At 67.5% G+C, this 24,301-nt stretch carries 27 protein-coding genes, 3 pseudogenes and 1 other annotated feature; of the genes and pseudogenes, 22 read left to right on the top strand and 8 right to left on the bottom strand.

Annotation, left to right across the window (positions count from 1 at the left end):
- Nucleotides 1–23: 23 nt before the first annotated feature.
- From V5F53_RS21895 to V5F53_RS21865, 7 genes are read right to left on the bottom strand one after another with little or no spacing between them, the layout of a single operon-like run.
- Nucleotides 24–1,481 (bottom strand): class I SAM-dependent methyltransferase, encoded by a 1,458-nt coding sequence (locus V5F53_RS21895; protein ID WP_393998659.1) that lies wholly within the window; start codon nt 1,479–1,481, stop codon nt 24–26.
- Complete coding sequence (locus V5F53_RS21890; RefSeq protein ID WP_393998660.1) at nt 1,478–3,220, bottom strand: TylF/MycF/NovP-related O-methyltransferase; 1,743 nt, start codon at nt 3,218–3,220, stop codon at nt 1,478–1,480. The genes V5F53_RS21895 and V5F53_RS21890 overlap by 4 nt, the downstream gene beginning before the upstream one ends.
- Nucleotides 3,217–3,483 carry an acyl carrier protein gene (locus V5F53_RS21885; RefSeq protein ID WP_393998661.1) on the bottom strand — a complete coding sequence of 89 codons (267 nt, stop codon included), beginning with the start codon at nt 3,481–3,483 and terminating at the stop codon, nt 3,217–3,219. The genes V5F53_RS21890 and V5F53_RS21885 overlap by 4 nt, the downstream gene beginning before the upstream one ends.
- Nucleotides 3,458–4,738: a cytochrome P450 gene (locus V5F53_RS21880; protein ID WP_393998662.1), complete on the bottom strand. Its 1,281-nt coding sequence runs from the start codon at nt 4,736–4,738 to the stop codon at nt 3,458–3,460. The genes V5F53_RS21885 and V5F53_RS21880 overlap by 26 nt, the downstream gene beginning before the upstream one ends.
- Complete coding sequence (locus V5F53_RS21875) at nt 4,731–6,449, bottom strand: fatty acyl-AMP ligase (protein ID WP_393998663.1); 1,719 nt, start codon at nt 6,447–6,449, stop codon at nt 4,731–4,733. The genes V5F53_RS21880 and V5F53_RS21875 overlap by 8 nt, the downstream gene beginning before the upstream one ends.
- A complete protein-coding gene (locus V5F53_RS21870; protein WP_393998664.1) occupies nt 6,446–6,724 on the bottom strand; it encodes an acyl carrier protein in 279 nt (92 codons plus the stop codon). The genes V5F53_RS21875 and V5F53_RS21870 overlap by 4 nt, the downstream gene beginning before the upstream one ends.
- Nucleotides 6,721–7,749, bottom strand: a complete 1,029-nt coding sequence (locus V5F53_RS21865) for a hypothetical protein (protein WP_393998665.1) — start codon at nt 7,747–7,749, stop codon at nt 6,721–6,723. The genes V5F53_RS21870 and V5F53_RS21865 overlap by 4 nt, the downstream gene beginning before the upstream one ends.
- A gap of 359 nt (nt 7,750–8,108) precedes the next feature.
- On the opposite strand from V5F53_RS21865, the gene V5F53_RS21860 reads away from it, so the two are divergent.
- Together V5F53_RS21860 and V5F53_RS21855 are read left to right on the top strand one after the other, a co-directional pair.
- A complete protein-coding gene (locus tag V5F53_RS21860) occupies nt 8,109–9,866 on the top strand; it encodes a sulfotransferase family protein (RefSeq protein ID WP_393998666.1) in 1,758 nt (585 codons plus the stop codon).
- 148 nt (nt 9,867–10,014) lie between these two features.
- A complete protein-coding gene (locus V5F53_RS21855) occupies nt 10,015–10,944 on the top strand; it encodes an alpha/beta fold hydrolase (protein ID WP_393998667.1) in 930 nt (309 codons plus the stop codon).
- Here V5F53_RS21855 and V5F53_RS21850 read toward each other — a convergent pair.
- A pseudogene (locus tag V5F53_RS21850) lies at nt 10,912–11,154 on the bottom strand (transposase); the annotation flags it as partial. The gene V5F53_RS21855 and the pseudogene V5F53_RS21850 overlap by 33 nt on opposite strands.
- Between V5F53_RS21850 and V5F53_RS21845 the strand changes: the two are divergent.
- From V5F53_RS21845 to V5F53_RS21750, 20 genes and pseudogenes are all read left to right on the top strand, one after another.
- Nucleotides 11,151–11,666 (top strand): annotated as a pseudogene (locus V5F53_RS21845) (IS5 family transposase); the annotation flags it as partial. The pseudogenes V5F53_RS21850 and V5F53_RS21845 sit on opposite strands and share 4 nt — an antisense overlap.
- Nucleotides 11,667–11,846: 180 nt before the next feature.
- Nucleotides 11,847–12,860 (top strand): glycosyltransferase 61 family protein, encoded by a 1,014-nt coding sequence (locus tag V5F53_RS21840; protein ID WP_509213027.1) that lies wholly within the window; start codon nt 11,847–11,849, stop codon nt 12,858–12,860.
- 69 nt (nt 12,861–12,929) lie between these two features.
- Nucleotides 12,930–13,913: pseudogene (locus V5F53_RS21835) on the top strand (IS3 family transposase); the annotation flags it as partial.
- Nucleotides 13,214–13,330, top strand: a sequence feature (AL1L pseudoknot). (Overlaps the previous pseudogene by 117 nt.)
- Nucleotides 13,914–14,773: 860 nt before the next feature.
- Nucleotides 14,774–15,028 carry a type II toxin-antitoxin system RelE/ParE family toxin gene (locus V5F53_RS21830; protein ID WP_393998669.1) on the top strand — a complete coding sequence of 85 codons (255 nt, stop codon included), beginning with the start codon at nt 14,774–14,776 and terminating at the stop codon, nt 15,026–15,028.
- 8 nt (nt 15,029–15,036) lie between these two features.
- Nucleotides 15,037–15,384, top strand: a complete 348-nt coding sequence (locus tag V5F53_RS21825; RefSeq protein WP_393998670.1) for a helix-turn-helix domain-containing protein — start codon at nt 15,037–15,039, stop codon at nt 15,382–15,384.
- Nucleotides 15,385–15,405: 21 nt separating this feature from the next.
- A complete protein-coding gene (locus V5F53_RS21820; protein ID WP_393998671.1) occupies nt 15,406–15,777 on the top strand; it encodes a hypothetical protein in 372 nt (123 codons plus the stop codon).
- 10 nt (nt 15,778–15,787) lie between these two features.
- Nucleotides 15,788–15,940, top strand: a complete 153-nt coding sequence (locus V5F53_RS21815; protein WP_393998672.1) for a hypothetical protein — start codon at nt 15,788–15,790, stop codon at nt 15,938–15,940.
- Nucleotides 15,941–16,026: 86 nt separating this feature from the next.
- On the top strand, nt 16,027–16,317 hold the full coding sequence (locus V5F53_RS21810; protein ID WP_393998673.1) for a hypothetical protein: 291 nt from the start codon (nt 16,027–16,029) through the stop codon (nt 16,315–16,317).
- A gap of 55 nt (nt 16,318–16,372) precedes the next feature.
- Nucleotides 16,373–17,014 carry a PIN domain-containing protein gene (locus V5F53_RS21805; protein WP_393998674.1) on the top strand — a complete coding sequence of 214 codons (642 nt, stop codon included), beginning with the start codon at nt 16,373–16,375 and terminating at the stop codon, nt 17,012–17,014.
- A gap of 68 nt (nt 17,015–17,082) precedes the next feature.
- Nucleotides 17,083–17,394: a hypothetical protein gene (locus tag V5F53_RS21800; RefSeq protein WP_393998675.1), complete on the top strand. Its 312-nt coding sequence runs from the start codon at nt 17,083–17,085 to the stop codon at nt 17,392–17,394.
- Between the two features lie 17 nt (nt 17,395–17,411).
- Nucleotides 17,412–17,573 carry a hypothetical protein gene (locus V5F53_RS21795; protein WP_393998676.1) on the top strand — a complete coding sequence of 54 codons (162 nt, stop codon included), beginning with the start codon at nt 17,412–17,414 and terminating at the stop codon, nt 17,571–17,573.
- 26 nt (nt 17,574–17,599) lie between these two features.
- The gene (locus V5F53_RS21790) at nt 17,600–17,821 is read left to right on the top strand and encodes a hypothetical protein (protein WP_393998677.1); all 222 of its coding nucleotides are present in this window, start codon (nt 17,600–17,602) and stop codon (nt 17,819–17,821) included.
- Between the two features lie 77 nt (nt 17,822–17,898).
- On the top strand, nt 17,899–18,726 hold the full coding sequence (locus V5F53_RS21785; protein WP_393998678.1) for a Fic family protein: 828 nt from the start codon (nt 17,899–17,901) through the stop codon (nt 18,724–18,726).
- Between the two features lie 267 nt (nt 18,727–18,993).
- Nucleotides 18,994–19,281: a DinB/UmuC family translesion DNA polymerase gene (locus tag V5F53_RS21780; RefSeq protein WP_393998684.1), complete on the top strand. Its 288-nt coding sequence runs from the start codon at nt 18,994–18,996 to the stop codon at nt 19,279–19,281.
- 13 nt (nt 19,282–19,294) lie between these two features.
- Nucleotides 19,295–19,525 (top strand): DUF4113 domain-containing protein, encoded by a 231-nt coding sequence (locus V5F53_RS21775; protein WP_393998679.1) that lies wholly within the window; start codon nt 19,295–19,297, stop codon nt 19,523–19,525.
- Nucleotides 19,526–19,654: 129 nt separating this feature from the next.
- A complete protein-coding gene (locus tag V5F53_RS21770; protein WP_393998680.1) occupies nt 19,655–20,182 on the top strand; it encodes a hypothetical protein in 528 nt (175 codons plus the stop codon).
- A 5-nt stretch (nt 20,183–20,187) separates the two neighbouring features.
- Nucleotides 20,188–20,439, top strand: a complete 252-nt coding sequence (locus V5F53_RS21765; RefSeq protein ID WP_393998681.1) for a hypothetical protein — start codon at nt 20,188–20,190, stop codon at nt 20,437–20,439.
- A 143-nt stretch (nt 20,440–20,582) separates the two neighbouring features.
- Nucleotides 20,583–20,966 (top strand): hypothetical protein, encoded by a 384-nt coding sequence (locus V5F53_RS21760; protein WP_393998682.1) that lies wholly within the window; start codon nt 20,583–20,585, stop codon nt 20,964–20,966.
- Between the two features lie 366 nt (nt 20,967–21,332).
- Nucleotides 21,333–22,256 (top strand): IS3 family transposase, encoded by a 924-nt coding sequence (locus V5F53_RS21755; RefSeq protein ID WP_393998685.1) that lies wholly within the window; start codon nt 21,333–21,335, stop codon nt 22,254–22,256.
- Between the two features lie 295 nt (nt 22,257–22,551).
- Entirely contained in the window at nt 22,552–24,264 is a 1,713-nt protein-coding gene (locus V5F53_RS21750) for a plasmid recombination protein (RefSeq protein ID WP_393998683.1), read from the top strand.
- Nucleotides 24,265–24,301 lie beyond the last annotated feature (37 nt).

Below are 24,301 nucleotides of genomic sequence, written 5' to 3'. Positions count from 1 at the left end.
AGACGCAGGCCGCGGCCGCCGGCTCACAGCCGGCGCAGCCAGCCGTTCGGGTTGGCCGTCATGTTGTAGCCGTAGCGGTCGCAGACCTCGGTTTCCAGCTGGTAGTCCTGTCCGCGCCCGGCCAGGAACGCCCGCAGCGCGTCGATCACCGGCGCCGCCTCGGGGGTGCCGGAGAGGCTGCCGGTGTTGCCGTCCTCGACCACCAGCCGGTCGCCCGGCGCCAGGTGCGGATCGAAGTGGTCGAGCACGGCGCGGGTGACCGGCTCGGTGTGCGCGGCATCCTCGATCACCAGCCAGGGATGGGGCAGGCTGGCCAGCCGCGCGGCCGGCAAGGCGGCCTCGAGATCCAGCGCGTTGCCGGTGATGAGCTCGACCCGCGGGTCGGCGAGGCCGGCGGGCGGGCGCAGGTCCAGCGCGATCACCCGCCCGTCGATGCCGAAGGCCCGCAGCTGGTCGGCCATCCACAGCGCCCGCCCGCCTTCCAGGGTGCCGATCTCGAAGATCGTGGCCGGGCGCAGGGTCTCGATCAGGCTCATGTAATTGTACTGGTCCATGGGACAGAGCAGGAAGGCCCGGCCCTTGTAGCGCTGCGAGAGCAGCCCCTGCTGCAGGCCGCGCCAGACGTCGGTGGACAAGGCGGTCGCCAGCGGCCGTTCGCCGGACGGCACCGGCGCGGGGACGGCGGGCGGGGACAGGACCTTGGTCATGACCTGGCTGGCCCGCGCTCCCCCCAGGCGCTCCAGCTCCAGCAGGTCGATCAGGGTCTTGAGCGCCGGTGCCGGGCGCAGCCCGGCGAGGAACCGGGCCAGCTCCGGCCGCGCTTCCAGCCGGGCGCGCGGGGTCACCACGGCCAGCCCGAACAGGCCCTCGATCCAGACCACATCGAAGGCGTCCCCGCGCCCGGCGAGGGCATCCTCGATGGCGGTGCGCACGCCGTTGCGCGGGCCGCCCGCCACATTGGCGCAGGGCATCCCGAACGGCACCCCCCCCTCCGGGTCCCAGCCGCGCATGCGCGGGCTGATGGGCGCCTCGGAACAGGGCTGGCGGAACGCCTCGGGGATGCGCTCTAAGGCGTAATAGGCGTCGCGCCGGCCCCAGGGCCAGCCCACGTCGTGGAAGATCATCACCGGCGCGTCGGCGCGGGGCGCGTCGGCCGGGCCGATCAGCGTCAGGATCTCGTGATAGACGGTGTACCAATTGTGGTCGCCGTCGATCAGCACCACGTCGGCCCCGGCCAGCGCGTCCAGCACGTCGAGGCTGGGCGCCTGGTGGACGCGCGCCGTGTCCTGCCAGCGCCGCTCGAAATCGGCGGCGTCGAAGCCCGGCGCCGGGTCGATGATGTCGGCATGGGCGCCGTTGGCGCGGCACCAGCGGGCCAGCCGCTCGCTGGTCCGCCCACGGTCGGCGCCGATCTCGATCACGCGCCGGGCCGCGGCCGCCGCGATGATCGGGCGCAGGATGGGAGCCCAGGTGCGGTTCATGGCGCGCTCAGGTCCTTTTCGGCCTGGGTCTTGCGCCAGAACACACCAGTATAGTCGATGCGTTGCAGCGGCTCGGTGATGGCATGGGCGGCGCGGAAGTCGCGCACTGCGTCGGCGCACGAGGGCAGGGCATAGTCGTCGATGATGACGAAGCCGCCCGGCACCACCTTGGCATAGAGCGCGTTCAGCGCGTCCATGGTGGAGGCGTAGAGGTCGCCGTCCAGCCGCAGCACGGCGATGCGCGCGATGGGGGCCTCCGGCAGGGTGTCCTTGAACCAGCCGGGCAGGAAGCGGACGGTGTCGGACAGGAGCTCCAGTTCCTCGAAATTGGCCCGCACGCTCTCCAGCGACACCGCCAGCCCGGCGGCATTGACGGCGGCGCTGTCGAAGCCGTAGTCGCGCTGGCTGTCGGCGGGCGGCAGGCCAGCGAAGGAATCCGCCACCCACACCTTGCGGTCGCTCACGTTGCGGGCGGCCAGGACGCCGGCCATCATGATGGCCGAGCCGCCGCGCCAGACCCCGCATTCCACCAGGTCGCCGGGAATGGCTTCGTCGAGGATCTGGTGGAGGCAGGCGGTGAGCTGTTCCAGCCGCCGCCGACCGGTCATGGTCAGGCCGCTCGGCGGGGTCTGGTCCAGCAGCATGCCCTCGGTATAGGCCCCCACCACGCGCTTGAGCTGGCGCGGGACGCTGGCCTTGGCGGTCTCGATCAGGTCGTCCCGCCCGGCCGCCCGCACCGTGGCTTCCAGCGCCCGCAGGCGGGCTTCCACCTCGCGCGCGCCGGTGTTGAGCAGGCGGTTCTGGAGCAGGTGGAGATAGCGGCGGGAGAGGCCGTCGGGCGCCGCCTCCGGCGTCTGCGCGGCCAGGGGTGGGGTATGGGTCTCGAACAGCCAGTAGGGCTTGCGCACCGGCTTCGCCGTCCGGCCGCGAATGCGGAAGTATTCGCGGCTGAACTCGACCATGCGGCGCCCGGCGTCCGGGGTCGCGGTCGAGGCGCTGCGGCGGTGATACTGGTGGAACGTGGCCTCGCCGCCGATGACGATGATCTGGCTGCCGTCCAGGGCCGCCGCGCGGCTGAACAGGTCGTGGCTGGCGCAGCCGCCGCCGGCGGTCTGGAACGCCTCGCAATAGCCGCCGAGCTGGTCCCACATGGCCCGCGTCAGGGTGATGGCGTTGCTCTCGCCGCCGGGGGCATACCACACCAGCGCCCCCGGCTGCACCACCAGGCCGTTGGCGATCTCGAACAGGCGGTAGCCGTCCGCGGGCCAGCCGATGGAGGCGAGGAGCCGGTCTTCGACCGCCTGGTCGTAGCCGGTCTCATGCGCCAGCCACTGCGGCGCGAAGCCCAGCATCATGGAGGCGGTGTACACCACCGGCCGGAGGTGGGCGCCGGCGGCGGCGACCGAGGCCGCCAGCAGGCCGGGGGAGGCCATGCGGGCGCCGTCGATGATGCTGCAGATCAGCGTTCCCCGGCTGGCGGCGAGGCCGCGATTCAGCGCCGCCACCGGCGAGATGGAGCCGGGCGGATGGAGCAGGATCTTCAGGTCGAGGCCGAGGTCGGCGAACTCCTCCAGGCGGGGTGGCTCGGCCGACCCGTTGTCGACCACGATCACCTCGTAGGGGACATCCAGTCCGCGCTGGTAGCCCGGCGACAGGCTGATGAGGGTGCGGCGTAGCTCGCGCGCCATCTCATAGGAGGCGACGACGACGCTGAGGACCGGCGATGGCCCAGTGTTCATGCCACCACGCCCGTGCCGCGCAGATCCTCGATCAGGCTGGCGATGTTGGGGTTGCGCAGGAACAAGGTGGCGTCCAGCTCGACGTCGAAGGCCTCCTCGAACGCGCCGCAGATGATGACGCTGTCGGCGGAATCGAGCCCGAGCGCCGCGAACTCGGCGTCCTCGGTCACCGTGTCCTCGGGCAGGTCGAGGAAATCGGCGAGGTGCGTGCGCACCCAGGCGGTCACGGCGGCGCCGTCAAGCTTGCGGGTCGGCGAGGGCATCGGGGGGATCCTTGGTGTCCAGTCGGAGGGGAAGGCGGGAGAGGCGGCGCAGGGTCTGGCGGTCGCGCCAGGCCGTGGTGTGGCCGGGGTCGAGGCGGGGCCGGCGCGCGGCGAGGGTTTGCAGGGCGATCCTCGATTCCAGCATCGCCAGGTCGCCGCCGAGGCAATAATGCATGCCGATGCTGAGACCGATGCCGTGGCGGTCGGTGCGGCCGGGGTCGAAGCGGTCGGGGTCGGGGAACGCCAGCGGGTCGCGGTTGGCCGCGCCGGCCAGCAGCAGCAGGCGGTCGCCGGCGGGGATGGAGGCTCCGCCCAGCTCCAGGTCGCGGGTGGCGAAGCGCCACAGGTGCAGCACCGGCCCGTCGTGGCGCAGCGTCTCCTCCACCACGGCCAGGCACCAGTCCGGATCGGTGGCCAGCCGTCCGAGGTCGAGGCCGGCCTCGAGGGTGGCGGCGAGGGTGGAGCCGATCAGGGCCGAGGTGTTCTCCGATCCGGCCATGATCAGGAACATGGCATGGTCGGCGATGGCGGAATCCGGCATCGGGCGCAGGCTGTCGGCCAGGACGATCATGCGGGTGAGGCCGTCCATGGCGGGGCCCGGGCCGTTGGCGTCGAGGGCCTGCCGCCGCGCGTCCACCGCCGCCTGGAACGGCGCGCGCAGCCGCGTGATCAGCGCCTCCATGCGGGCATAATAGCGGGGCGAGCCGCCGCGGTCGAAGGCGCGGCCCATCTCGGCGGAGGCCAGCACGAAGTCCATCACCATCGCCCCGGGCAGGCCCAGGAGGTGGCCCATGACCAGGGACGGCAGCAGGTCCGCATAATGGGCGGCGCCGTCGAAGGCCTGGCCGGGAGGGATGTCAGCCAGCAGCCCGGCGGCGATCGCGGCGATGGCCGGGGCGTGCTCCGGCACCCGGCCGGGCTCCAGCACGGCGTGGATGTAGCGCCGGGCGGCGGCGTGTTCCGGCGGGTTGATGAAGGGCAGGAACACCGACAGCAGGCTGGTCAGGGTCGGGGCGGCCTTGCCGCCGCGGGTGGCGACCCCGGCGACGATGGCCGACAGCTCGGCCACCCGGAAGCTGCGGTCGCCGAGGACCGCCCGGGCCTCGGCCTGGCGGTGCACGATCCAGGAGGTGTCGGCCGGGCTCCAGAACACCGGCGGGGCCGCCCGCAGGGTGGCGTAGAAGGCGGCGGGGTCGTCCATCTGGTTCGGCGCCAGGGCGCAAAAACCGGGGACCTGGGGGCCTTTGTCAGTCATCGCCATTCTCGCCGCTCCCGGTGTTGGTGATGCCGCCGTCATCGGTGGAAGTGTCCCGCGCCATGGCGAGGGGCAGGCACAGGTGGCGCTGGATCTTGCCGCTGGTGGTGCGGGGCAGTCGGCCTTCCCGCACGAACACGATCCGCTCCAGGCGAATGCCGTGCTCGCGGGTGACCGCCGCCTTCACCGCCGCCGCCAGCGCCGCCCGGTCGAGGCCGGGCCAGGCCCGGCGGCCGACCTCGTGCACCGCCACCACCGGCGGCTCGCCGGCGGCGGCGGCGGCGTCGGCCACCAGCACCGCGCCGGCCCCGGGCAGCAGGGCGTCGGAGACGGCGCAGACGGTCCGGTCGAGGTCGTCGCCATGGTGCTTGGCGCCGCGGACGATGAGGATGTCCTTGATCCGCCCGGTCACGAACAGGGTGTCCCCCCGCAGCGCGCCGAGGTCCCCGGAGCGCAGGAAGCGTTCGCCCGGGGCTTCGGCGAGGGTGGCGCCGAAGGTGCGGCGGGTGGCCTCGGGGTCGCGCCAGTAGCCGCGGCTGACATGGGGCCCGGCGATCCAGATCTCGCCGGTCTCGCCCTCGGGCAGCGGCCGGCCGTCGGCATCGACGATGGCGATCCGCTGCGGGCCGAGCGCCTGCCCGCAGGACACCACCGGACGGGCGCCGCCGCTGGTGCTGAGGCCGCTGCCGGCCGGGCCTCCGGACACGAACAGGGTCGCCTCCGCCAGGCCGTAGCAGGGCAGGAAGGCGGCGGGGTCGAAGCCGCAGCCGGCGAAGGCGGCGGCGAACCGCTCCAGCGCCGTGCTGCGGACCGGCTCGGCGCCGCAGAACGCGACCGTCCAGCGGCGGAGGTCGAGCCCCTCCCGGTCGGCAGCGGTGAGGGCGCGGGCGCACAGGTCATAGGCAAAGCTGGGGGCGCCGCTGGTGGTCGCCCCGGTGCGGCTGATCGCGCGCAGCCAGCGCGCCGGCTTCTGGAGGAAGGCGAAGGGCGGCATGATGTGGAGGGTGCGCCCGGCCTGGAAGGCGTGGAGCAGGGTGCCGATCAGCCCCATGTCGTGGAACATGGGTAGCCAGGTGACCGCCGGGGCGTCTGGATCGGACCCGAACACCGGCCCGATCATGGTGTGGTTGGCCTGCAGGTTGCCGAAGCTGAGGGTGACCCCGCGCGGGGCCGAGGTGGACCCGGAGGTGAACTGGATCAGCGCCACGTCCTCGGGCGAACGGTCCGCGCCGGCCGCCGCCGGGACGTCCCCCGTCCCGTCGCCGGTGTCTGTGTCTGTGTCTTGCGGCGCGGCGTCGACGGCGATCCAGCGGCGGTGTCCGCCGGCGGCTTCCACCAGCGCTGGGTCGGCGGCGAGCCGCGCCGTGGTCAGGATCGAGGTGGCGCCGGCGGCGGCGAGGATGGTGCCGATCCGCGCCCGGGCCCGGGCGTTCACCGGATAGGGCACGGGCACCGCCACCACCCCGGCGATAAGGCAGCCGAACAGGGCCTCGACGAACCGCAGTCCGGGCGGAAACAGCAGCACCGCCGGGCCGTCCCCGGCCCCCTGCCGGCGCAGCCGGGCGGCCAGCCGGCTGGCGCGCGCGCGCGTCTCGGCGAAGGTCAGCGCGTCGGTGACGTCCTCGCCCCGCTCCATGAAGGTGAAGGCGGCGACGTCGCCCCGATGGGCGGCCCAGTGGAACAGGGCGTCGCGCAGGTCGCGCGCGCTCATCGCGGGGCCGTGGCGCGCTGGGCGGCCTGGGCGGCGATCTGCCCGACCGCCGCGATGAAGCTGCCGATGTTCGGGTGCTCGAATACCATGACCGGATCGAGCTCAAGGGCGAACCGCTCCTCGATCTGGCCGCAGAGCAGCACCGCCTCGATGGATTCCAGGCCGATGTCGATGAAGCTGTCGTCCAGGCCGATGGCCGCGGGCGGCAGGCCCACCTGCTCCGCCACCATGGCGATGACCTCGGCGGCGAGGTCCGGGGTTGCGTCATCCGTCATGGGGTGTCCTGTCCGGTCGGAGGAAGGGGCGCGATGACCTGGGTCCGCGCCGCCGGGGCGAGGTGGTCGCGCCACGCCAGCGGCCCGTGTTCCGGCAGCGCCGGGAACAGGTGCAGGTCCCATGGGCCGGGCCATGCGGGTGCCGTGACGGCGAGACGGTGCGCCGCCGCCGCCGAGCCGTCGGCCAGCTGCCAGCCGAGTGGCGAGACCAGCCCGCTGTCCGGGGCGCGCCAGAAATGGCAGAGGGTCAGGCCATCGGGCACCGGCCCGGCGACGGCCGGCAGCGCGATGTCGATGTCGCCGCCGGCGGCGACCTGGTCCGGCAGGGTCACCGGGCCGAGGCGGAGGCCTGGTGGCGCGGCTGCCGGTGCCGCGTCCCCGGCCTGCCGCACCGCCGCGACCAGGGCCTCGAGCCCGGCCCCGCGGAAATAGCGGCCGTGCCGTCCGGGCAGGATGCCCACCCGGTGCCGGGCGAACATGAGCCGCCAGCGCGGGGTGGGGTCCTGCCCGTTGAGGAACGGGTTGAAGGTCTGGCTTTCGGCGCCGAACAGCAGCTCCATGGGGACCGGCAGGGGCACGGTGGGTTGCCATTCCAGGGCGATGGCGCCGGCGCAGCGGCGCCCCGCCAGCAGCCAGCGCCGCACCACCTGCATCATCACCGGAACCGCCTGGCAATTGGCGCCGAACAGGCAGGGGACATCGGCCAGGGTGTCGAGCAGGAGCGCCGCGTAGCGCTCACCCAGGGCCTCGTCCCACACCGTCCGCCCTACTTCCATCCGCGTCACCAGATTGAGTGAGCGCAGGCCGTAGAGCGGCTGGTCGGGACCGAGCCCGGCGGCGAGGGCGGGGAACTCCTCCTTGGCGTTGAAGCACCACACGAGCGGCGGCCGGCCGCCCTCCCGGTTCAGCACCCGCACCAGACCCTGGGCCTCCTCCCCCTGGCCCTCTCTCTGGGCCGCGACGGGCGCGCCGGCCCAGCCGGAGGTGAAATGGCGCAGCAGCGCGAGCTTGTCGGTCAGATCCATGGCCGCCGCCTCGCATGCCGGGACGGGGGCGCGGGGTCGGGAAGACGACGGGCACGCGGCGCCGCGCGGCGCCGGGCGATCCGGGCCGGGCGGGGAACGCGAGGATGAGCCGGGTGTCGTGGGGAGGGGCCTGCCGCAGGGGCCTGGGGATGGAGAGGGAAGAACATTTTACCCCACAGGCAACTCAATTATACCTCACGCACATGGCATGCTTATGAGATGCATGAGGTGGCCGATTTGCAAGGAGCGGTCGGCGAAGTCAATACATCCGGCCCGGCGCGAGAACCGCTTCCACGCGATCTGGCCCGCGGCGCGCCGCCTTCCGGGCTCCCCCGGTCCCCTTTGTCCTACTCCTCCTGATGATGCGCAAGATCCTCTACATTCTCGGCATGCACCGCAGCGGAACGTCGGCTCTGACCGGCCTGCTGACGATCATGGGGGCCCCCATGCCCCGCCATCCCATGGGCGCGGGCACCTTCAATCCGAAGGGCTATTTCGAGTCCGTGGAGATCATGAACATCAACAAGCGGATCCTGGCGGCGCGGGGGTCGAGCTGGAGCGATTGGCGCGCGCTTCGCCTGCCGGAGCGCGGCAGCGGGGCCTATGCCGCGCTGCGCGACCGGGCGGCGGCGGGGTTGCGCGAGGAGTTCGGCGACGCCGGGCTCATCGTCGTGAAGGACCCGCGCATCTGCCGGCTGACGCAGGTCTGGCTCGACGCGGCGCGCGCCGAGGGCGGCGAGCCGCTGGCGCTGATCGCCTATCGCCATCCGCTCGAGGTGGCGCGCTCGCTCGAGCGGCGCAACCAGTTCGGCCTGTCCCATTCGCTCCTGCTGTGGCTGCGCCACGTGGTCGATGCCGAGCACGACAGCCGGCCGTGCCGGCGGGCGGTCACCAGCATGTCGCGCCTGCTGGCGGATTGGCGCGCGGTCTTGTCCGACATCGAGCGGCGGCTGGCGATCGCGTGGCCGGAGCAGGTGGCGGCGCGCGCCGCCGAGATCGAGGCGCATCTCGACCGCGCCCTGGTCCACCACACGGCCGATGACGGGGAGATGGAGGCCGACGCCTATCTGAAGGCTTGGGTGAGCACCGCCCATGGGGCGCTGCGGCGCCTGGAGGCCGACCCCGATGACGGCGCCGCCCAGGCCGCGCTCGACACGGTGCGGGACCGCTTGAACGCGGCCGAGGACCTGATCGGGGAGATCCTGGAGCGGGATCGCCAGATCGCCGAGCTGCGGGCCGCGGCCAGTGCGGTCGAGACGCTGACCCGGGATTTCGTGCGGGATGTCGAGGAGGCGCTCGGGACGCGCCCGGCGCGCGTCGTGGCGCGGCCGCCCGAGGACGGCGCGAAGACGGCGCGCCTGGCCATCGACATCGGCGCCGAGGCGAAGGCGGCCGCCGTTGTCGCCCTCGATGTCTCGGCGTTCGGCCACGCGGATTGCGTCAACCTGATCCTGCAGCGTCCGGAGATCCTGTTCGACCGGCCGGAGGCGGCCCAGGTGCTGCCGGCCTGGAGCAGCCATGATCTGGGGCCGGCCAACCAGGTGATCGCGACCCTGGGAAACGAGATCCCGCGTCGGGTGGCCGGGGTGATCGGGGCCGAATACCGGGCGCTGGCGCCGCTGCTGGCGCAGCTGGCGCCCCGGCGGATCGCCGACATCGGCTGCGGCTACGCCATGTTCGACCTGTTCGCCGCGCGCGACCTCGCGGCGGACCTGCTGCTGATCGACCTGGAGCGCAACGAGCACCGTCATTTCGGCTTCACCGCCGAAGCGGCCGCTTATTCCAGCCTGGCGGTGGCCCGCCGCTTCCTGGAGGACAATGGCGTGCCGCCAGGGGCCATCGCCACCCTCAATCCGCGCGACGGCGGGCTGGACCGCGCGGCGCCGGTCGACCTGGTGGTCAGCTTCCTGTCCTGCGGCTTCCGCTATCCGGTCGATCGCTACCTGTCGTTCCTCGAAACCGGGCTCAGGCCCGGCGGCGCCGCCATCCTCGACCTGCGGATCAAGACCGCCGAGGCGCAGATCGCCAGGCTCTCGGCGTTGGGCCCGGTCACCGACCTCGCCGCCCCGCGCAAGGCCCGCCGCATCCTGCTGCGCAAGCCCGCCGCCCGGTCCTGATACCAAAGGCCCATGGGCCTGACTCATAGGCCTTTGGCCAAGCCCGCGCGGCGTTTGAGCGGACCCACTTGGCACCGGTCGAAGACCGGGGCCGCTGGTGCATTGCATGGCCGCGCCGCCGCCGGGCGGCGCGGGTCCGGAGGTCTGAATGCGTGTCTCGATCCCAGCCTTCGAGGATTGGCTGGCCCAAGCCCTCGATCCCTCGGCGCCGCCGGCGGACCGGCTCGTGATGGCCGAGATCATGGCCGGGGAAGGGGTGCTGGCGCCCATGGCCGGGGTCGCCGAGGCGCTGCTGGCGGACCCCGCCGTCGCGCCCCGTGCCCGCCGGCTGCAGGCGGCCATCCGCCAGTTCGAACGCTGGGGGCTGGACACCCGGCTGGACGCCTACGCCGATCCGGCCGCGCCCATGGCCGAGCGGGCGCTGCGCACGCGCGGCGTGGTGCTGGCCCGGCGCCCCGGCGCCACGGCGTGCGTGGTGGTGTTCCTGGGCACGGCCAGCCAGTATCTGGTGTCGCTCCGGCTGCTATATGGGCTGCTGCCGGCGGACCGGCACCTGGTGTTCCTCAAGGACCCGGACCGGCGCGGCTATCTGACCGGCGTCGATGCCTTCGGCTCCGGATTCGCGGCCCTGAAGACGGGGGTGCGCCGGTTGATCGCGCGCCTGGGGGCCGAGCGGGTGGATGTGATCGGCACCTCGTCGGGCGGCTTTCCGGCGCTGCATTTCGCGCTGACGGAGCGGGCCCGCGGGCTGGCGCTGTCGCCGGAGACGGAGGTCTCCGGCCTCGCCGCGGTGCTGGGCGCGGCCGGCATTCCCGCCAGCCAGCTGCCGGAACCGCTCGATCTCGTGGCGCTCTATCCCGGGCGGGAGGCGCCCGCGCCGGTGGTTCTGGCGCACGGGGCGGAGCATGCGGGGGATGCCGCCATGTGCCGCCGGCTGGCCGGCCGGCCCGGGGTCAGCATCCGTCCGGTGCCGGAATGCGATCAGCATGACGTGCTCGGCGTGCTGCTGCGGCGCGGCGCGCTGCAGCCGCTGCTGGCCGAGCTGCTAGGTCCTGTTGACGAATGCGCGCATCCATAGACGGACGGCGGCGATGAGGACGAAGCCAAGGTAGCTGTCGGCGGTCTTGTCGTAGCGGGTGGCGAGACGGCGCCAGTTCTTCAACCTGTTGAAGCAACGTTCGATCCGGTTCCGGAGCGCGTAGACGTGGTTATCTACGGGCAACTGCACCTTCCGACTTCGCCGCATCGGAATGATCGGGGTGATGCCGCGCGCTTCCATCCCTGATCGATCGCGAGCGCAGCGGTCGGGCGGCCTCGCCAAGCGCCTGCATCATCGACAGCCAGAGCGTGAAGACCAACGAAGCCGGCGGCCCGCGCGGCTACGACGCCGGCAAGACGATCATGGGTCGCAAGCGCCACGCCCTCGTCGACACCGACGGGCGTGGCCTCGTCCTCTTCGCCCATCCCGCCAGTGTGCAGGATCGCGATGGGGCGGGCCCGCTGCTGGCTGCCTCGCGTCGCCCGTTCCCCTTCATCGAGAAGGTCTTCGCGGACGCCGGCTACCAGGGCCCGCGTGTCGCGACCGCGACCCGCATCGCCGTCGAGATCGTCCGTCGCAAGCCCGATCAGATCGACTTCGCCGTTCAGCCCCGGCGCTGGGTCGTCGAGCGCTTCTTCGCGTGGATCAATCGGAACAGACGGCTCTGGAAGGACGCCGAAGCCACCATTGCCTCAGCGACCGCCTTCCTCTACGCCGCCGCCGCCATGGTCCTCATCCGCCGCATCGCCCGAACGTCATGAGGTTCGGGACGGACTCTTACATCCAAATAAATTTTTACTTCACGCTTGCGATAAGGATATGATATCAAGGTCGTGAACATTCTCGTTAAATTATATTAAATATATTCAACGAGAAATGGCATGTAAAACATAAAATACGAGGCTGTTATGGAAGATATTATTCGCGGGAAGCTCGGAAACATGCATTCGATCGGAATCGGCGTTGATTATCTGTCAAAGCGCTACTATGGAGTCGAGGTGTCAACACAACATCCTGCGGTGATCGAATACGATAATGTATTTTATATCCCGCATTTCGATTGCCTATATGATTCAGGCGGAAATATAATTATCGAATCATGTTGTGATTATACGGAGAAGGGTGACATCCTTTTTAAATGGTCGAAGCCACCTACTCAAGTAGATATATCTAAATACTCTTTTTATAAACTGGATGAGCACGTGATTTTCGGTAGCTCCATCTATGCAGAGTGGGGGCACTTTCTCACTGATGACATATCTCGTTTATGGTATTATTTTACTTCTGGGCGAGATCGAAAAATATTTTTCTCCGCTTCTTCCGGGCTGGAGAAAAAGTGGGTCCTAGAATTGCTTCGGCTTTCCGGTATAAATCAAGATCATATCTTGAAATCAAAAGTTCCAATTAATATAAATAGCGTAACTATTCCTATTCCATCATTTCAATTCACAACAAAAATATATAAATGCCACAACATTTTCTTTTTTAATGTTGTAAAATATCTGCGAGATTGTGGAAATATTCAGGATACGAAAGACAATTATTACCTGTCAAGGTCGCGACTGCCATCCACTAAACGCAAGGTGATAAATGAAGGCGAGGTTGAGGCGTTCCTTGTTAGGCATGGATATAAGGTTATGTTTCCGGAGCAACTTACTGTCGCTCAGCAGATTGAAATATTCAACACGACTGGAAACGTTCTACTTTGCGAGGGTTCTGCTGTTCACACATCTCTATTTTCATACTCCGATATGAAGCTCGGCGTCCTTGGACCAAAGCCAAGCAATTGGAGATTCTATATGATCGATAAGATAAAAGATTATAATTCATTTTATTTTAAAACAAATAAAAAAGACAATATATCCTCTGAAAAAGTAAACACGAGCACGCAAGACCAAGTGGTCAACATGAAGCTGTTGCAGCCATTTCTTCGGGAAGCCGGGTTCATCGATTGACTGCCGACACCTGACCCACTGAACCGCCCCGGGTTTGTCGGAGGCCCCAACTCCAGAGAGGATGGGTCTATGACGAGCAAGACGACGAACAAGTTTTCGCCCGAAGTGCGCGAGCGGGCGGTGCGGCGGGTGCTGGATCACGAGGCGGAGTATCCGTCTCGCTGGCAGGCGATCATGTCGATTGCAGCGAAGATGGGCTGCTCGGCGCACTCACTGAACGAGTGGCTGAAGAAGGTCGATGTAGATGCCGGCAAGCGGGCCGGCGTGTCGACGGATATGGCGGCGAAGCTAAAGGCGCTTGAGCGTGAGAACCGGGAGCTTCGGCAGGCAAACGAGATCCTGCGCAAGGCGTCGGCGTATTTTGCCCTGGCGGAGCTCGACCGCCGGTCGAAGACATGATCGTTTTCATCGACGATCATCGCGGTGCGTATGGGGTCGAGCCGATCTGCAAGGTCCTGCCGATCGCCCCCAAAGCGATCCGGAATTGATCGCGTCCCGCGACCCTATGCGACCTATCATGCGCATGTCGCCCGGCGGCCTGATCCTTCGAAGTGCTCGGTGCGGGCGCGGCGGGACGCGGCCTTGCGGCCCCAGATCGAGCGCGTGTTCGCCGAGAACTTCGAGGTGTACGGGGCACGCAAGGTCTGGCGGCAGATGGCGCGGGAGGGGGCGATGTCGCCCGCTGCACCATCGAGCGGCTGATGCAGGGCATGGGCCTCGCCGGCGTGATCCGCGGCAAGCCGGTCCGCACCACGATGCGGGACAAGATGGCGCCATGCCCGCTCGATCATGTGAACCGGGTCTTCCATGCCCCGGCACCGAACAGGCTGTGGCTGTCGGACTTCACCTATGTCAGCACCTGGGCGGGCTTCGACAACGCGAGCCTTCGTGATCGACGCCTATGCTCGCCGTATCGTCGGCTGGCGGGTGAGCCGGACCGCGCATGCCAGCTTCGTGCTGGATGCGCTGGAGCAGGCCCTTCACGAGCGCCGCCCTGTTCATCGCGGCGGCCTCGTGCACCATAGTGATCGCGGTTCGCAATATGTGAGCATTCCCGACCGCCATCGTTCCGGACACAAGGCAGCCGGGCCGATGGGTGTATGAGGCGACGCTGCCCGGTCGCGCCACCGAGACGGTGGGCGGCTTCGCATCCGCCGATGCCGCCCGGAAGGCATTCGAGCGCCGGCGCAGGGAAGCGCGAAAGGCGAGTTCCAACTGAAGAACCATTGATGAGCATCGTAAGGACTCGGCGTTCGAGGGAGAGTGGAGCCGAGGCGTCGAGGGCATCGTGGTCGGCCGGCTCCTGCCGCCGGCGCCCGATGGTGACGGCGAGCCGGAATGCCATGTGACCCGCTGGGCGACGCCGGTCGGCTCCCGCCGCAAGGGTTGGGATTATGTCATGGCGTCCGCCCCGGAGCCGGCGGAGGAGGTCGATGCTAGCCCCCCACCACTGGCTGGAGCGGGCTGTGGCGGACCATCTCGGGCTGGAATACCTGTGGGCCGGAGATCCAGCGCGGCGCGCCAGGGGCTGGCCGGCGGCGCGGGAGGCGATGATCGTGCTGCTGGCGGCCAGGGGTGACATTCCTCGCGCCGAACACGGCTGTGACCGCGGGAGAACCTCATGAGCGAGGATGAAGATCGCTTGTATCTGTCGCTGATGCGGACGGAACTGGATCAGGTGAGCCGCGCGCTGGCGGTGGCCGCTGCTGCGGACACGAGCGCTGCGCTGGTGGCCCTGGGCATGGCGCTAGATGGCCGCGCGATGCCGACGGGCGAGCTAGTGCCGGTGCTGAAGGGGGCGTGCACGCGCTGCGCAGCTACCAGTACGGCAACGCCGCCCCGGACCTGGCGGCCGGCATGGCCGACACCTGCCGGGCGCTGCTGGAGCGCCTGGCCCGCGCATCCGCACAGAGATGGAAGTCCGCGGCATCATCGCGCTCGCGCCGGAGCGCTATCCTGTGGTCAAGGGCATTGGCCTCAGGAAGGCGCGCATCGCTCTGCCGGGGCGCGGCAAGAGTGGCGGGGCGAGGGTGATTTACTACATTCACCTTGGCGCCTCGCATTTCATGATGTTCGCCTACCCGAAGAACGAGCAGGAAGACCTGACACCGGACCAGCGCAAGGCGCTGCTGGCACTGGTGTCCGACATCATGAAAGGAGTTCAGTGATGGCCACTATGAAGAAGGCGGCGTCATCGTCTGCTGAGCCCATGCCGACGGTCGGCGAGGGCCTGATCGAGGCATTTACCGAACTGGCTGCGCACCTCCGGGGAGAGGCTGAGGTCGAGAGCTACGAGTTCGTCCCGCCCGAGGATCTCAGCCCCGCGCGGATCCGCGCGATCCGCGAGAGCGTGGGGTCGCGGAAGGTGTTTGAGAAGATGACTGGAATTCCGGCCGGAACGATCGATGGCTATGAGCGCGGCCGCCGCCGGCCGGACGCAGCGACCCAAGCCTTGTTCCGCATCATCGAACGCGAGCCGGAGGCGGTCCGCCGTGCCCTGGTGGCGGAAGGCCGGGCGGCATAATTCCAACTGAGGAGCGGATCGATGCAACAGCGGGTCGCGATGAATGCCGTGCTTTCGGAGGATCGCCAGGCGGTGAGGCTGTCGCTCGACGGCGAGGCTGATCCGGCCGCCTGGGTGGAGCTGGACGCGGCCGAGCTGTCCCAGGCGGTCGAGCGGCTGGCCGCGCTCCGTGGGAACATGGTGCCGGAGGTGGTGAGGGAACTCGATCCCGGAGCCCGGATCATGGCGATCCAGGACCCGATCTGGAGGGCGGTGGTGGATGATGGGCGCATCATGCTGGCCGTGCGCCATCCCGGGCTTGGCTGGCTCGCCTTCGAGCTGCCGCCCGGCTCCGCGGCCAGCCTGGGCCACTTCCTGGTCGAGAGCGCCAGCCGCGCGCCGGCGTCAAATTGAGGAGCGGCCAATGGCAATCGAGGCAGCACAGTTCAAGATCGTGCCGGACGCGGAGCGGCCGGGCCGGTGGGCCTACGAGGCCGCTCTGCCCGGCCGCCAGGTGGAGGCCGTGGGCGGGTTCTCCTCCCCCGGACTGAGCCCATCGAGCCGCAGGACTATCTGAGTGGTACGACTGTCGTCGATATTGGAGATATTCGTGTCGCTCGCGGCTTGACGCGTCGGCCCGCGTCGACGTGCAAACATCCACGATTGCACTACGATCAGAAAGAGCGGCGAATTTGGTGCCCTGACTGTGAGCGCGACATCGACCCTTCCGACGCGTTTCTCCACATCGTCGAGCCGTACGACGCGGCCTATAAGAGGCTCCAGCGCATGCGAGCCGAGATCATCGAGGCGCAGGAATGTGCGCTCCATTCAATTGCGGCGAAGAAGCTCGACGAAGCATGGCGGCGCAGGAAAGAGGACTTCCGATCCGGCTGCACAGTGGTGGGGCGCGACTTCGCCATCGCTCGACGCCGGGGCCTTGCGAAGGAGAGGTGAGATGTTGGCCGTACGCGGATGATCGCGGCGATGACCAACTGAGGAGCGAGCGCGGATGATCATCAAGGTGCCGCGGGAGCGGCGAGGAGGCGAGGCCATGCCGGTGGAACCGATCGAGAGGCCGGACATCGTGATCCCGGACACGGGACCCCTGATCCACCTCTCGCAGGTGGACGCCCTGCCGCTCCTGCATGAGATCGGTGGCGCGGTGGTGATCGTGGACGTGGTCCGTTACGAGCTGACGACCGATATGACCAAGCCAGAGGCTGAGCGCATCCAGCAGTGGATCGAACGTGGGTTGGAGCCCGGCTCGAACATGCCCGTGCGACTCGAGCTGACCGAGACCGGAGAGGCGCTGCGCCTGGCACGGCTCGTGAAGCCGGACTTCCGCATGCGCAACGGCGGCGAGGTGGCCATGGTCGAGTGGCTTGCGGAGAAGGTGTCGGGCACCGACCGCACTGCCCTTGTGCTCTATGAAAATGGCAAGGTGCCGAAGCTGATCGCGGACCAGGACCTGCATGCCGACATCGACGTGGTGACGACGCGGGCGTTCCTGGCGCTGGCAGAGCGCCGAGGGTTGATCCCATCCGCAGAGGCTCTGTGGCGGCGCATCGTTGAGTCCTCGCCCACGACCAACGACACCATCCGCTCCTTCTCCCAGCGTCGGCCGCCCGGCGGCGACGGGCCGGGGATGTAGGTCATTTCGAACTGAGGAGCGAGACATGAGGTCCGGTGGCGAGCCCAAGGGCATCGTGGTGGCGAAGAATGACGCGCCCGCTCCTGGAAGGCTTCCTGGCCGTGCTGGGCGAGCACAATCGCTTCGCTGGCGACACCGCAGCCCGGCGCCGTCGCGAGGCCATGGCCGCGCTCCGGCGGCTGTGCCTGGTTGAGACTGTGGCCGGTGCCATCGAGGTGTCGGTGCAGCGCACCAACCCGCGCCTGCCCCCTGATCCTCTGGGGTTCCTGGACATCTATGATCCAGATCGCTTGGAGATCGATGGTGAGTACCTGGCGCGGCTCCGCCTCGCCCTCTCGCTGTTCCGCACGCCGACGAGCAGCGTCATCGCGGTCGTGTGATGGCAGGACCCGGCGCGATGAAAGTGGCGAGTGACCTCGAGGCTATGGCCACCGCCTTGGAGAAGGCCACGCGTGGCGCGGGCCATGCGCTGCGCAGCTACCAATATGGCAATGCCTCGACCGAACTTGCGGAGGCCATCGCCAACGAATGCGAAGCCGCGCTCGCGGCCTCCAAATAGGGAGAGGCAGGTGAAGGGCTGTCCGCATGGGCAAATCCGCTGGTGCCCGCTGTAACGGCTACCTCGCCCGCCTGAGCTGCATGGACGGGCACCTGGAGCGTGGCGAGGGCTGCGCGGTGGCCCGCGGGCAGGACTATGGCGCCAGCGTGGCGGCTTTGCGCATCGCGCGCTCCGGTTTCGTGGAGCGGGCCGAATGGGACGAGGACTTGGCGCGCCGCGCCGTGGCGACCCGGCGTTCGTCCAACTGAGGAGGAAGATGATGATCAGGCTGCCGCCCAGGGGCGGAACGGAAGCGGAGCGCGACTTGGCGCGACTGGAGAGTATCGTGGCGGACAAGAAGCGTCTGCTGGACGCCTTGAAGGGCGACCTGCGCCACGGCGGTCTGGACAATCTCGATCACGCCCAGCGTATTGACATCACCTACACTTCAAATGCCCTGGAAGGGAACACGCTCACCGCCGGTGAAACCGCCCTGGTGATCGAGAAGGGCATCACCGTCAGCGGGAAGCCGCTGAAGGATCACCTCGAGGCCGTAGATCATGCGCGCGCACTGGACTGGGTCGTGGAAATCGGCTCTCAGCGTGCGGAGCCACTCCGTGAAACCGATATCCGGAACCTTCATGAGCTGGTGGTTGCCCAGTCGAAGCCCGAGATTGCGGGCCGTTATGCCGATGTGGCGCGCTATGTGAACACGGACGCCGGTGTGCACCACTTTCCGTCCCCGATGGAGGTCCCCGCCTTGATGCACGAATTCGGGACCTGGCTCCAGCAGGCGGGAAACACGCCGTCCGCTGGTTTTGAGGCGCACCGGCGGTTGGTCGGCATCCACCCGTTCAATGACGGGAATGGCCGCACCGCCCGGCTGCTGATGAACCTGGTGCTGGTCCGTGGAGGCTATCCGCCGATCGCGATACGGCCCGAGGACCGGCCGGCCTATATTGGCGCGCTGGAAGCCGGGCAAGCCGGCCAGGGGTTCGCCAGTTTCGGCGGGCTGATGTTCCAGCGGCTCGCAGAGACGCTGGACCGGTACATCACCGCGGCGCGGGAAGCCGGGGCAACGTCTACGCCTGCGGCTCGCCAGCACGATGAGGACGAGCCGGAGGATGATAACGGTGGCTTTGTGCCCCCGTCGTCGTTCGGGCCTTCCAACTGAGGAGCGATGCGAGATGAGCGATCTGGATGACCTCGACATGAGAGCGCTGCGCCAGCTCGCAGGGGAGGGCGGATCACAGCGGGTGATCTGGTGCGGCTGTGCGGTCGTGGCATCGATCGCAGCGATATGGCCAAGTTCCGCACGAGGGTCGTCATGAAGCTGCTGAAGCTGGGGTTGGTGGCGCCGCTGGATGCCGAAAAGCCGGGCGCGCGCGCTGCTGAACTCGTGTCCAACTGAGGAGCAGGCGGAGATGAACCATGGCAATTTCTGACACCCTGCTCACGCTCCTTCGGCCGCATGGTCACTGCCCGCCGCGAAATGGAGGAGGCCGTCGCCACCTATGTCGCGCGGGCGGCCGAGAAGATGCGCCGCCAGCAGCTCGCGGCCACTCAGCTCCAGCTGTTCCTGCACACCAACCGCTTCCGCCCGGCCGACCTGCAATATGCCGCGAGCCGTACCGTGGATCTCAATGTTGCGACCGCCGACACGACGCGCCTGACCCGCGCCGCGCTCGATGCGCTCGGCGGGCCTCTGGCGCGAGGGCTACGCCTATAAGAAAGCTGGCGTCATGCTGCTCGATCTGGTGCCGGCCCGGCAAGTGCAGCACGGCCTGTTCGACCGCCCCGATTCCGAACGCCGTAAGGCCTTGATGGTGACGATCGACACCATCAACCGCGACCATGGCCGCGGCACCATCGCGCTTGCCGCCGCTGGGCGCACGCAAGCCTGGGCGCTACGCAGCGCCATGCGCAGCCCGCGCTTCACGACCCGTTGGAACGAGCTGTTGGCGGTGCGATAACGTCCCGCCACCAACATCCAAAGCAACGGTGTGTCGCGAAATGGGAATACTAACTTGTGACGCTGAGGTGCCTTTTTGCGGACATGTTTCCTGCCGCAACTGAATGGAGTTTTAACGAGGTGAACTCAGATGAAGTTCTCTACGCCTCATGCGCCGGTGCCGGACGTTGACGCCCGCACGGCGATCCTGCTCGTCAATTCGGGGCAGATGGAGACCCGGGCCTGGCGACATGTGCTCGGGATGACGAAGGTGCCGCTGGCGACGCAGGTCATGATCTCGATCGTCGCCGCCCAGAACTACAGCCATGCCGGTACCGGCCGGACGATGCAGCTCTACGAAGCGGCCGAGAAATGGCTCTGTAGGAGCCGTTCCGCCGTCGAGCGGCTGGCGCGAAAACTCGAGAATGTCTTCATCGTCCAGCGTCAAAGCGAGGACCAGGGCAACGTTCACCACTGGCACCTGAAGGGGCCGGAGATCCGTGACGCTCTCGCCCAGCTCGCCGAGCTTAAGCTCGTCATCGGCCGGGTGGTCGCCCTGCAGGCCGAAAATCCGGATGATCCCTATATTGGACGGGAGCTGCTGCCCACTGGAGTTTATTTTAACATCGTGGCGAACCGTCATGCACGTGAAACCGCCATCCAGGCGGCAGCGGAGTGAAGACCATGAGGATCAAAAGCCTTTTCCTGGCCGCCCTGCTCTCCGCAAGCATTGCGGGCCCGGTGGCAACGGCGATTCCGGTAGCGCTTGGCGAGCGCATCGTCATGGAGGGCGACCCAGCGGATGCCGGCGAGTTCCTTTACAATGAATCTGTCACGGGCACTATCTTAGCTTCGGCTCAGATCGCAATCGGGCGCAGCAGGGGTGGAGAGGAATCCGACCCGGCCGATGCGGGAAAGCTCCTCGATATCGCCTGATAGCGTGTGCGCCTTGGGTAAGACCCAAGGCGCACTTGTACTCATTCCGGTAATGGCCGGAAGACACAATTAGGAATCAGGAACTGGCAATGTAAATTCCATTGAAATCGCCCGCATCGCGGGCCTGGCAATGGAGACCGACAGTGAAACGTCTCTTCCTTTACTTCGTGACACTCTCCATCTTCGGGGTTCAGGTCGCGTCCGCCCAGCTCCTCGACCGCCCGTTGACGAAGCTGTCCTACAACCTCGGGGTGGATACGACCTTCCCGAACTATTTCCCGGCGCCGACGCCGACCCCCAACCCGGTGCCGACGCTTCCCCCGATCGCTCCGATGCAGCCCTCCCAGAACGAGTTCTGGGCCCGTCCGGTCCCGATCCCGCAGACGCCCGGCGTCGTCGGTGGGGGGCGCATCGGCAACACCGAGATCAACGGAGGCGTCTTTCACACGCCTGGGGGGGTGCAGGGCGGTGTGACCGTCACCTATCCCAAGTACCCCGAGACGACCATCAATGAACAGAAGAAGTGAATGAAGGATGCGGCCGATGCAGTAAGCAAGGCCGCGTCTCTTTCTCATCGCCTGGATGTGGCCGGTACGAATTACAGTTCGTATCGGCCCTTCTGCATGAGAAGCGTGGCGTTGAGATCGTGCTTGACCAGGATGCGCATGCAATGTGCAGGACTGGCATCCCCTTCGGGCCGGGCTGTCGTGAACCGAACCCGCACGCGGTTTCGGCCCTCCGGCTTCCACCCCTGATGCAGATCCTCACCGCCGCAGACGCGGCGTGAGGGGGAGAGGCCGAGGGGCTGGCTGCCCCTTCTCTCTCCCCAAGCGAAATAGCCGCGGCCGAGGCTCGGTCGCCTTCGGCTCCCTGCGCCCGCACCACCCGCAGCGATTTCGCTTTCCCTCTCCCAGCCCTGCCCGCTCACGCGGCCCCGGGAAGCAGCAGCGCAGTGCTGCTTCGCAGACAACTCAAGGAGAGAACCTATGACCATGAGATACCAGGCAAAGCGGGGCGATGACGGCGCCCTGCGTGAGCGCATGAAGGCCATCGCCCACGAGCGGCGTCGCTTCGGCTATCGACGCCTGCACGTGCGGCTCAAGCGGGAGGGGTTCACGCTCAACCACAAGCGCCTGTTCCGGCTCTATCGCGAGGAGCGGCGCAAGGTACGGCGCCGTGGTGGCCGCAAGCGGGCCATCGGGACGCGGGCCCCCATGACGATCCCGATGCGGCCGAACGCGCGCCGGTCGCTCGACTTCGTGTCGGACCAGCTCACCTGTGGCCGTCGCTTCCGCATCCTCACCGTCGTCGACGACTGTACCCGGGAATGCCTCACCCTGCTGGCGGGCACATCGCTGTCCGGCTTCCGGGGGGCCTGGGAGTTGGACCGCCTCGTGGCCGAGCGCGGCCGGCCGAAGATGATCGTCAGCGATAACGGCAGCGAGTTCACCTCCAATACCATCCTCGCCTGGGCGGTCGCGGCACAGGTCGAGTGGCATTCCATCGCGCCGGGCAAGCCCATGCAGAACGCCTTCATCGAGAGCTTCAACGGCCGCCTGCGGGACGAGCTTCTCCACGAGACGCTGTTCTCGGCGCTCGGCCAGGCCCGAGCAAGCCTGGGCAGGTGGCGGTCCGACGACACTGGATCACGCCCGCACTCCGCCCTCGGCTGGCAGACCCCCTCCGCCTTCGCCGCCACCTTCCATCCGCGACGGGATCTGCCGCGGCGCCAGGCCAAAAGCTCCGCGACAGATCCCGTCGCTCACCCGGCCGACAAGGCCAAATCCAACCGCCAGAACAAACTCACCGCTGGATAAAACTTCGGGGCAACGTCACGAGTCTCCCATGTTACGTTAGCATTAACATGGGAGACCACTTCCACCAAGATATTTACACGGCCTCGTGATCAGGCTCCTCAGTTGGAAACCGACAGGCTAAAGGGGTGATCTCGTCGCCTGGTCCACCTTCTACTCAAGGAATTGGAGAGCGATCAGTGACCACTGCACCATGGGCTGATGGCCCGAGGGGGTTTCGAAAGGTGGCCGACGCCCCCTTCGCCTGCGACGCAACATGGTTGCGGCTGGTAGGTTATGGTTCTTGGGGGGGCCTCCAATGGTGGAGATGAGGCCAGACACCGAGGCCGCAAAGGCCAATCCGCGGGCCATCTCGACCCGCATCGAGGCGCGGAGTCAGGCGGGAACGAACGGGGAGCGCCGGCATGATCTCAGGCTAGGGAAACAGCCTGGATATGTGATTGCCGACCGCACCCACTTGAATCGTAAGCTGATCCCGACGTTGCCCGGCACGGACATGCGGAAGATCTGCGACGCCCGACGCGAGGCCTCCGGCATTTCCCGCAAACGCAAGGTTTCGAAGAGCGCGGCGGTTTCGACGGCGGGCATCATCACCTTCGGCGCGGAGGCACAGCCATGGGTGGAAGCGTTATCCATTGATGTCCAGGATCGCATGTTCCGCGAGGTAGCGGAGGCGATCGCCCAACGTCTGAATACCAGCCTGCACGGCTTGGTCGTGCATCTCGACGAGACCGCGATCCATGCCCATTATCAGCTCGCTGCCGTCGCCCAGGACGGGCGGCCGGTCGCGAAGATCGCGACACCCTCGGTGACATCCCAGCTCCAGGATATCGCCGCAACTGTGGCCCAGCAGTACGAGCCCCGAATTGAGCGTGGGAACAAAAAGCGCGACCGCTTGGCGGCGGGGGCGAAATATTCGGAGGTGGTGCACCGCACGGTCAAGGAACTGCACCATGACCTGCCTGTCGAGGCCGACGCTCTCCGCGCCCAGCTGAACGATCTTGAAAGGCAGGTGGTGGAGGCAAAGGACAAGATCTCCAAAAACGAGCAGCGAGCCGCGGAAGCGCGGCAAAAGGCTGAGAAATGGGCGGAGACCGCCGAGAAAGCCGAGAAGGCGCGCCAGAACGTCGAAACCTATGAACGTCGTGCACGGGACGCTAAAGCCAACTTGGGCGATTTGACAGCCGAGATGGAGAGCGTTCTGGACAAGCTCGGGGACGCCGATACCGCGCTGAAGCGGGCTTCCAAACAGGCTGCCGAGCAGGTGCGCCTGAGAGAGCAGGCGCAGACCCAAAAGCAGCGGATCGAGGACGAAATCGCAGCCCTCTCATCCTCTCCCTTGCCGGAACCACCAACGATTCCTGCACCTGACCTATTCATGCGATCTGCCAGCGCAGAAACCTGGGCGGCCAGACAGAACAAGCGGATCCAGAGTTGGGCAACCGAGTACTCCGCCCGGATTCAGGCCAGGGAAAAAAAGCTGACAGAAACGGAAAGGCAGCAGACGCAACAGCGCGTCGAGGTGGAGCGGTTGCACGCCCGGGCGCGAGAAGCGAAGCGGCTCAACGCACGTGACGATGTGCGTGCCGCAGAGCTGCACAAGCTAGGCATTTCGCTCGCGCAGCGGGAGGCAGATGTGAGGAAAGCCGAGGCACGCCTGCGCGAAGAGGAGGAGGCCCGGGTAACCCCCATCCAGCTCCACGAGTTGCCGGACGGCTTAGTCCGCCTCGCCTGGTCCATGGCGCAACCGAAATGGACAGACGGGCACTTCGACGGGGAGAACCGCTGGATCCTGACAGATCAGGAGCAAAAGCAGCGCAAGGGTATTGGGCCGCTATCCTGGCTGACGACGCTCATCGGCAACGGGCTGCTGGCAGCACGCATCATCCTGGAATGGTTCGGACTGGACCGTCTGGCAGCAAGCCTCCAGCGCATCAAATTGCCAGAATCGGAGCTTCGTGATTCAGTCCCTTCAGTGGACATCGCGACACCAAGAACCATAACCTACTAGCCGCAACGATGTTGCAACGTAGGCGAAGGGGACGTCG

The organism is Xanthobacter cornucopiae, from assembly GCF_043195065.2.
Classification (GTDB): Bacteria; Pseudomonadota; Alphaproteobacteria; order Rhizobiales; family Xanthobacteraceae; genus Xanthobacter.
Note: the sequence above shows the minus strand (reverse complement) of the source record. Positions and strands in the feature narration are given on the sequence as shown.

Excerpts from the sequence above, each read along its gene's own strand:
- V5F53_RS21895 (WP_393998659.1), bottom strand. The coding sequence starts at position 1,481 with ATGAACCGCACCTGGGCTCCCATCCTGCGCCCGATCATCGCGGCGGCC.
- V5F53_RS21890 (WP_393998660.1), bottom strand. The coding sequence starts at position 3,220 with ATGAACACTGGGCCATCGCCGGTCCTCAGCGTCGTCGTCGCCTCCTAT.
- V5F53_RS21885 (WP_393998661.1), bottom strand. The coding sequence starts at position 3,483 with ATGCCCTCGCCGACCCGCAAGCTTGACGGCGCCGCCGTGACCGCCTGG.
- V5F53_RS21880 (WP_393998662.1), bottom strand. The coding sequence starts at position 4,738 with ATGACTGACAAAGGCCCCCAGGTCCCCGGTTTTTGCGCCCTGGCGCCG.
- V5F53_RS21875 (WP_393998663.1), bottom strand. The coding sequence starts at position 6,449 with ATGAGCGCGCGCGACCTGCGCGACGCCCTGTTCCACTGGGCCGCCCAT.
- V5F53_RS21870 (WP_393998664.1), bottom strand. The coding sequence starts at position 6,724 with ATGACGGATGACGCAACCCCGGACCTCGCCGCCGAGGTCATCGCCATG.
- V5F53_RS21865 (WP_393998665.1), bottom strand. The coding sequence starts at position 7,749 with ATGGATCTGACCGACAAGCTCGCGCTGCTGCGCCATTTCACCTCCGGC.
- V5F53_RS21860 (WP_393998666.1), top strand. The coding sequence starts at position 8,109 with ATGATGCGCAAGATCCTCTACATTCTCGGCATGCACCGCAGCGGAACG.
- V5F53_RS21855 (WP_393998667.1), top strand. The coding sequence starts at position 10,015 with ATGCGTGTCTCGATCCCAGCCTTCGAGGATTGGCTGGCCCAAGCCCTC.
- V5F53_RS21840 (WP_509213027.1), top strand. The coding sequence starts at position 11,847 with ATGCATTCGATCGGAATCGGCGTTGATTATCTGTCAAAGCGCTACTAT.
- V5F53_RS21830 (WP_393998669.1), top strand. The coding sequence starts at position 14,774 with ATGGAAGTCCGCGGCATCATCGCGCTCGCGCCGGAGCGCTATCCTGTG.
- V5F53_RS21825 (WP_393998670.1), top strand. The coding sequence starts at position 15,037 with ATGAAGAAGGCGGCGTCATCGTCTGCTGAGCCCATGCCGACGGTCGGC.
- V5F53_RS21820 (WP_393998671.1), top strand. The coding sequence starts at position 15,406 with ATGCAACAGCGGGTCGCGATGAATGCCGTGCTTTCGGAGGATCGCCAG.
- V5F53_RS21815 (WP_393998672.1), top strand. The coding sequence starts at position 15,788 with ATGGCAATCGAGGCAGCACAGTTCAAGATCGTGCCGGACGCGGAGCGG.
- V5F53_RS21805 (WP_393998674.1), top strand. The coding sequence starts at position 16,373 with ATGATCATCAAGGTGCCGCGGGAGCGGCGAGGAGGCGAGGCCATGCCG.
- V5F53_RS21800 (WP_393998675.1), top strand. The coding sequence starts at position 17,083 with ATGACGCGCCCGCTCCTGGAAGGCTTCCTGGCCGTGCTGGGCGAGCAC.
- V5F53_RS21795 (WP_393998676.1), top strand. The coding sequence starts at position 17,412 with ATGAAAGTGGCGAGTGACCTCGAGGCTATGGCCACCGCCTTGGAGAAG.
- V5F53_RS21790 (WP_393998677.1), top strand. The coding sequence starts at position 17,600 with ATGGGCAAATCCGCTGGTGCCCGCTGTAACGGCTACCTCGCCCGCCTG.
- V5F53_RS21775 (WP_393998679.1), top strand. The coding sequence starts at position 19,295 with ATGCTGCTCGATCTGGTGCCGGCCCGGCAAGTGCAGCACGGCCTGTTC.
- V5F53_RS21770 (WP_393998680.1), top strand. The coding sequence starts at position 19,655 with ATGAAGTTCTCTACGCCTCATGCGCCGGTGCCGGACGTTGACGCCCGC.
- V5F53_RS21765 (WP_393998681.1), top strand. The coding sequence starts at position 20,188 with ATGAGGATCAAAAGCCTTTTCCTGGCCGCCCTGCTCTCCGCAAGCATT.
- V5F53_RS21750 (WP_393998683.1), top strand. The coding sequence starts at position 22,552 with ATGGTGGAGATGAGGCCAGACACCGAGGCCGCAAAGGCCAATCCGCGG.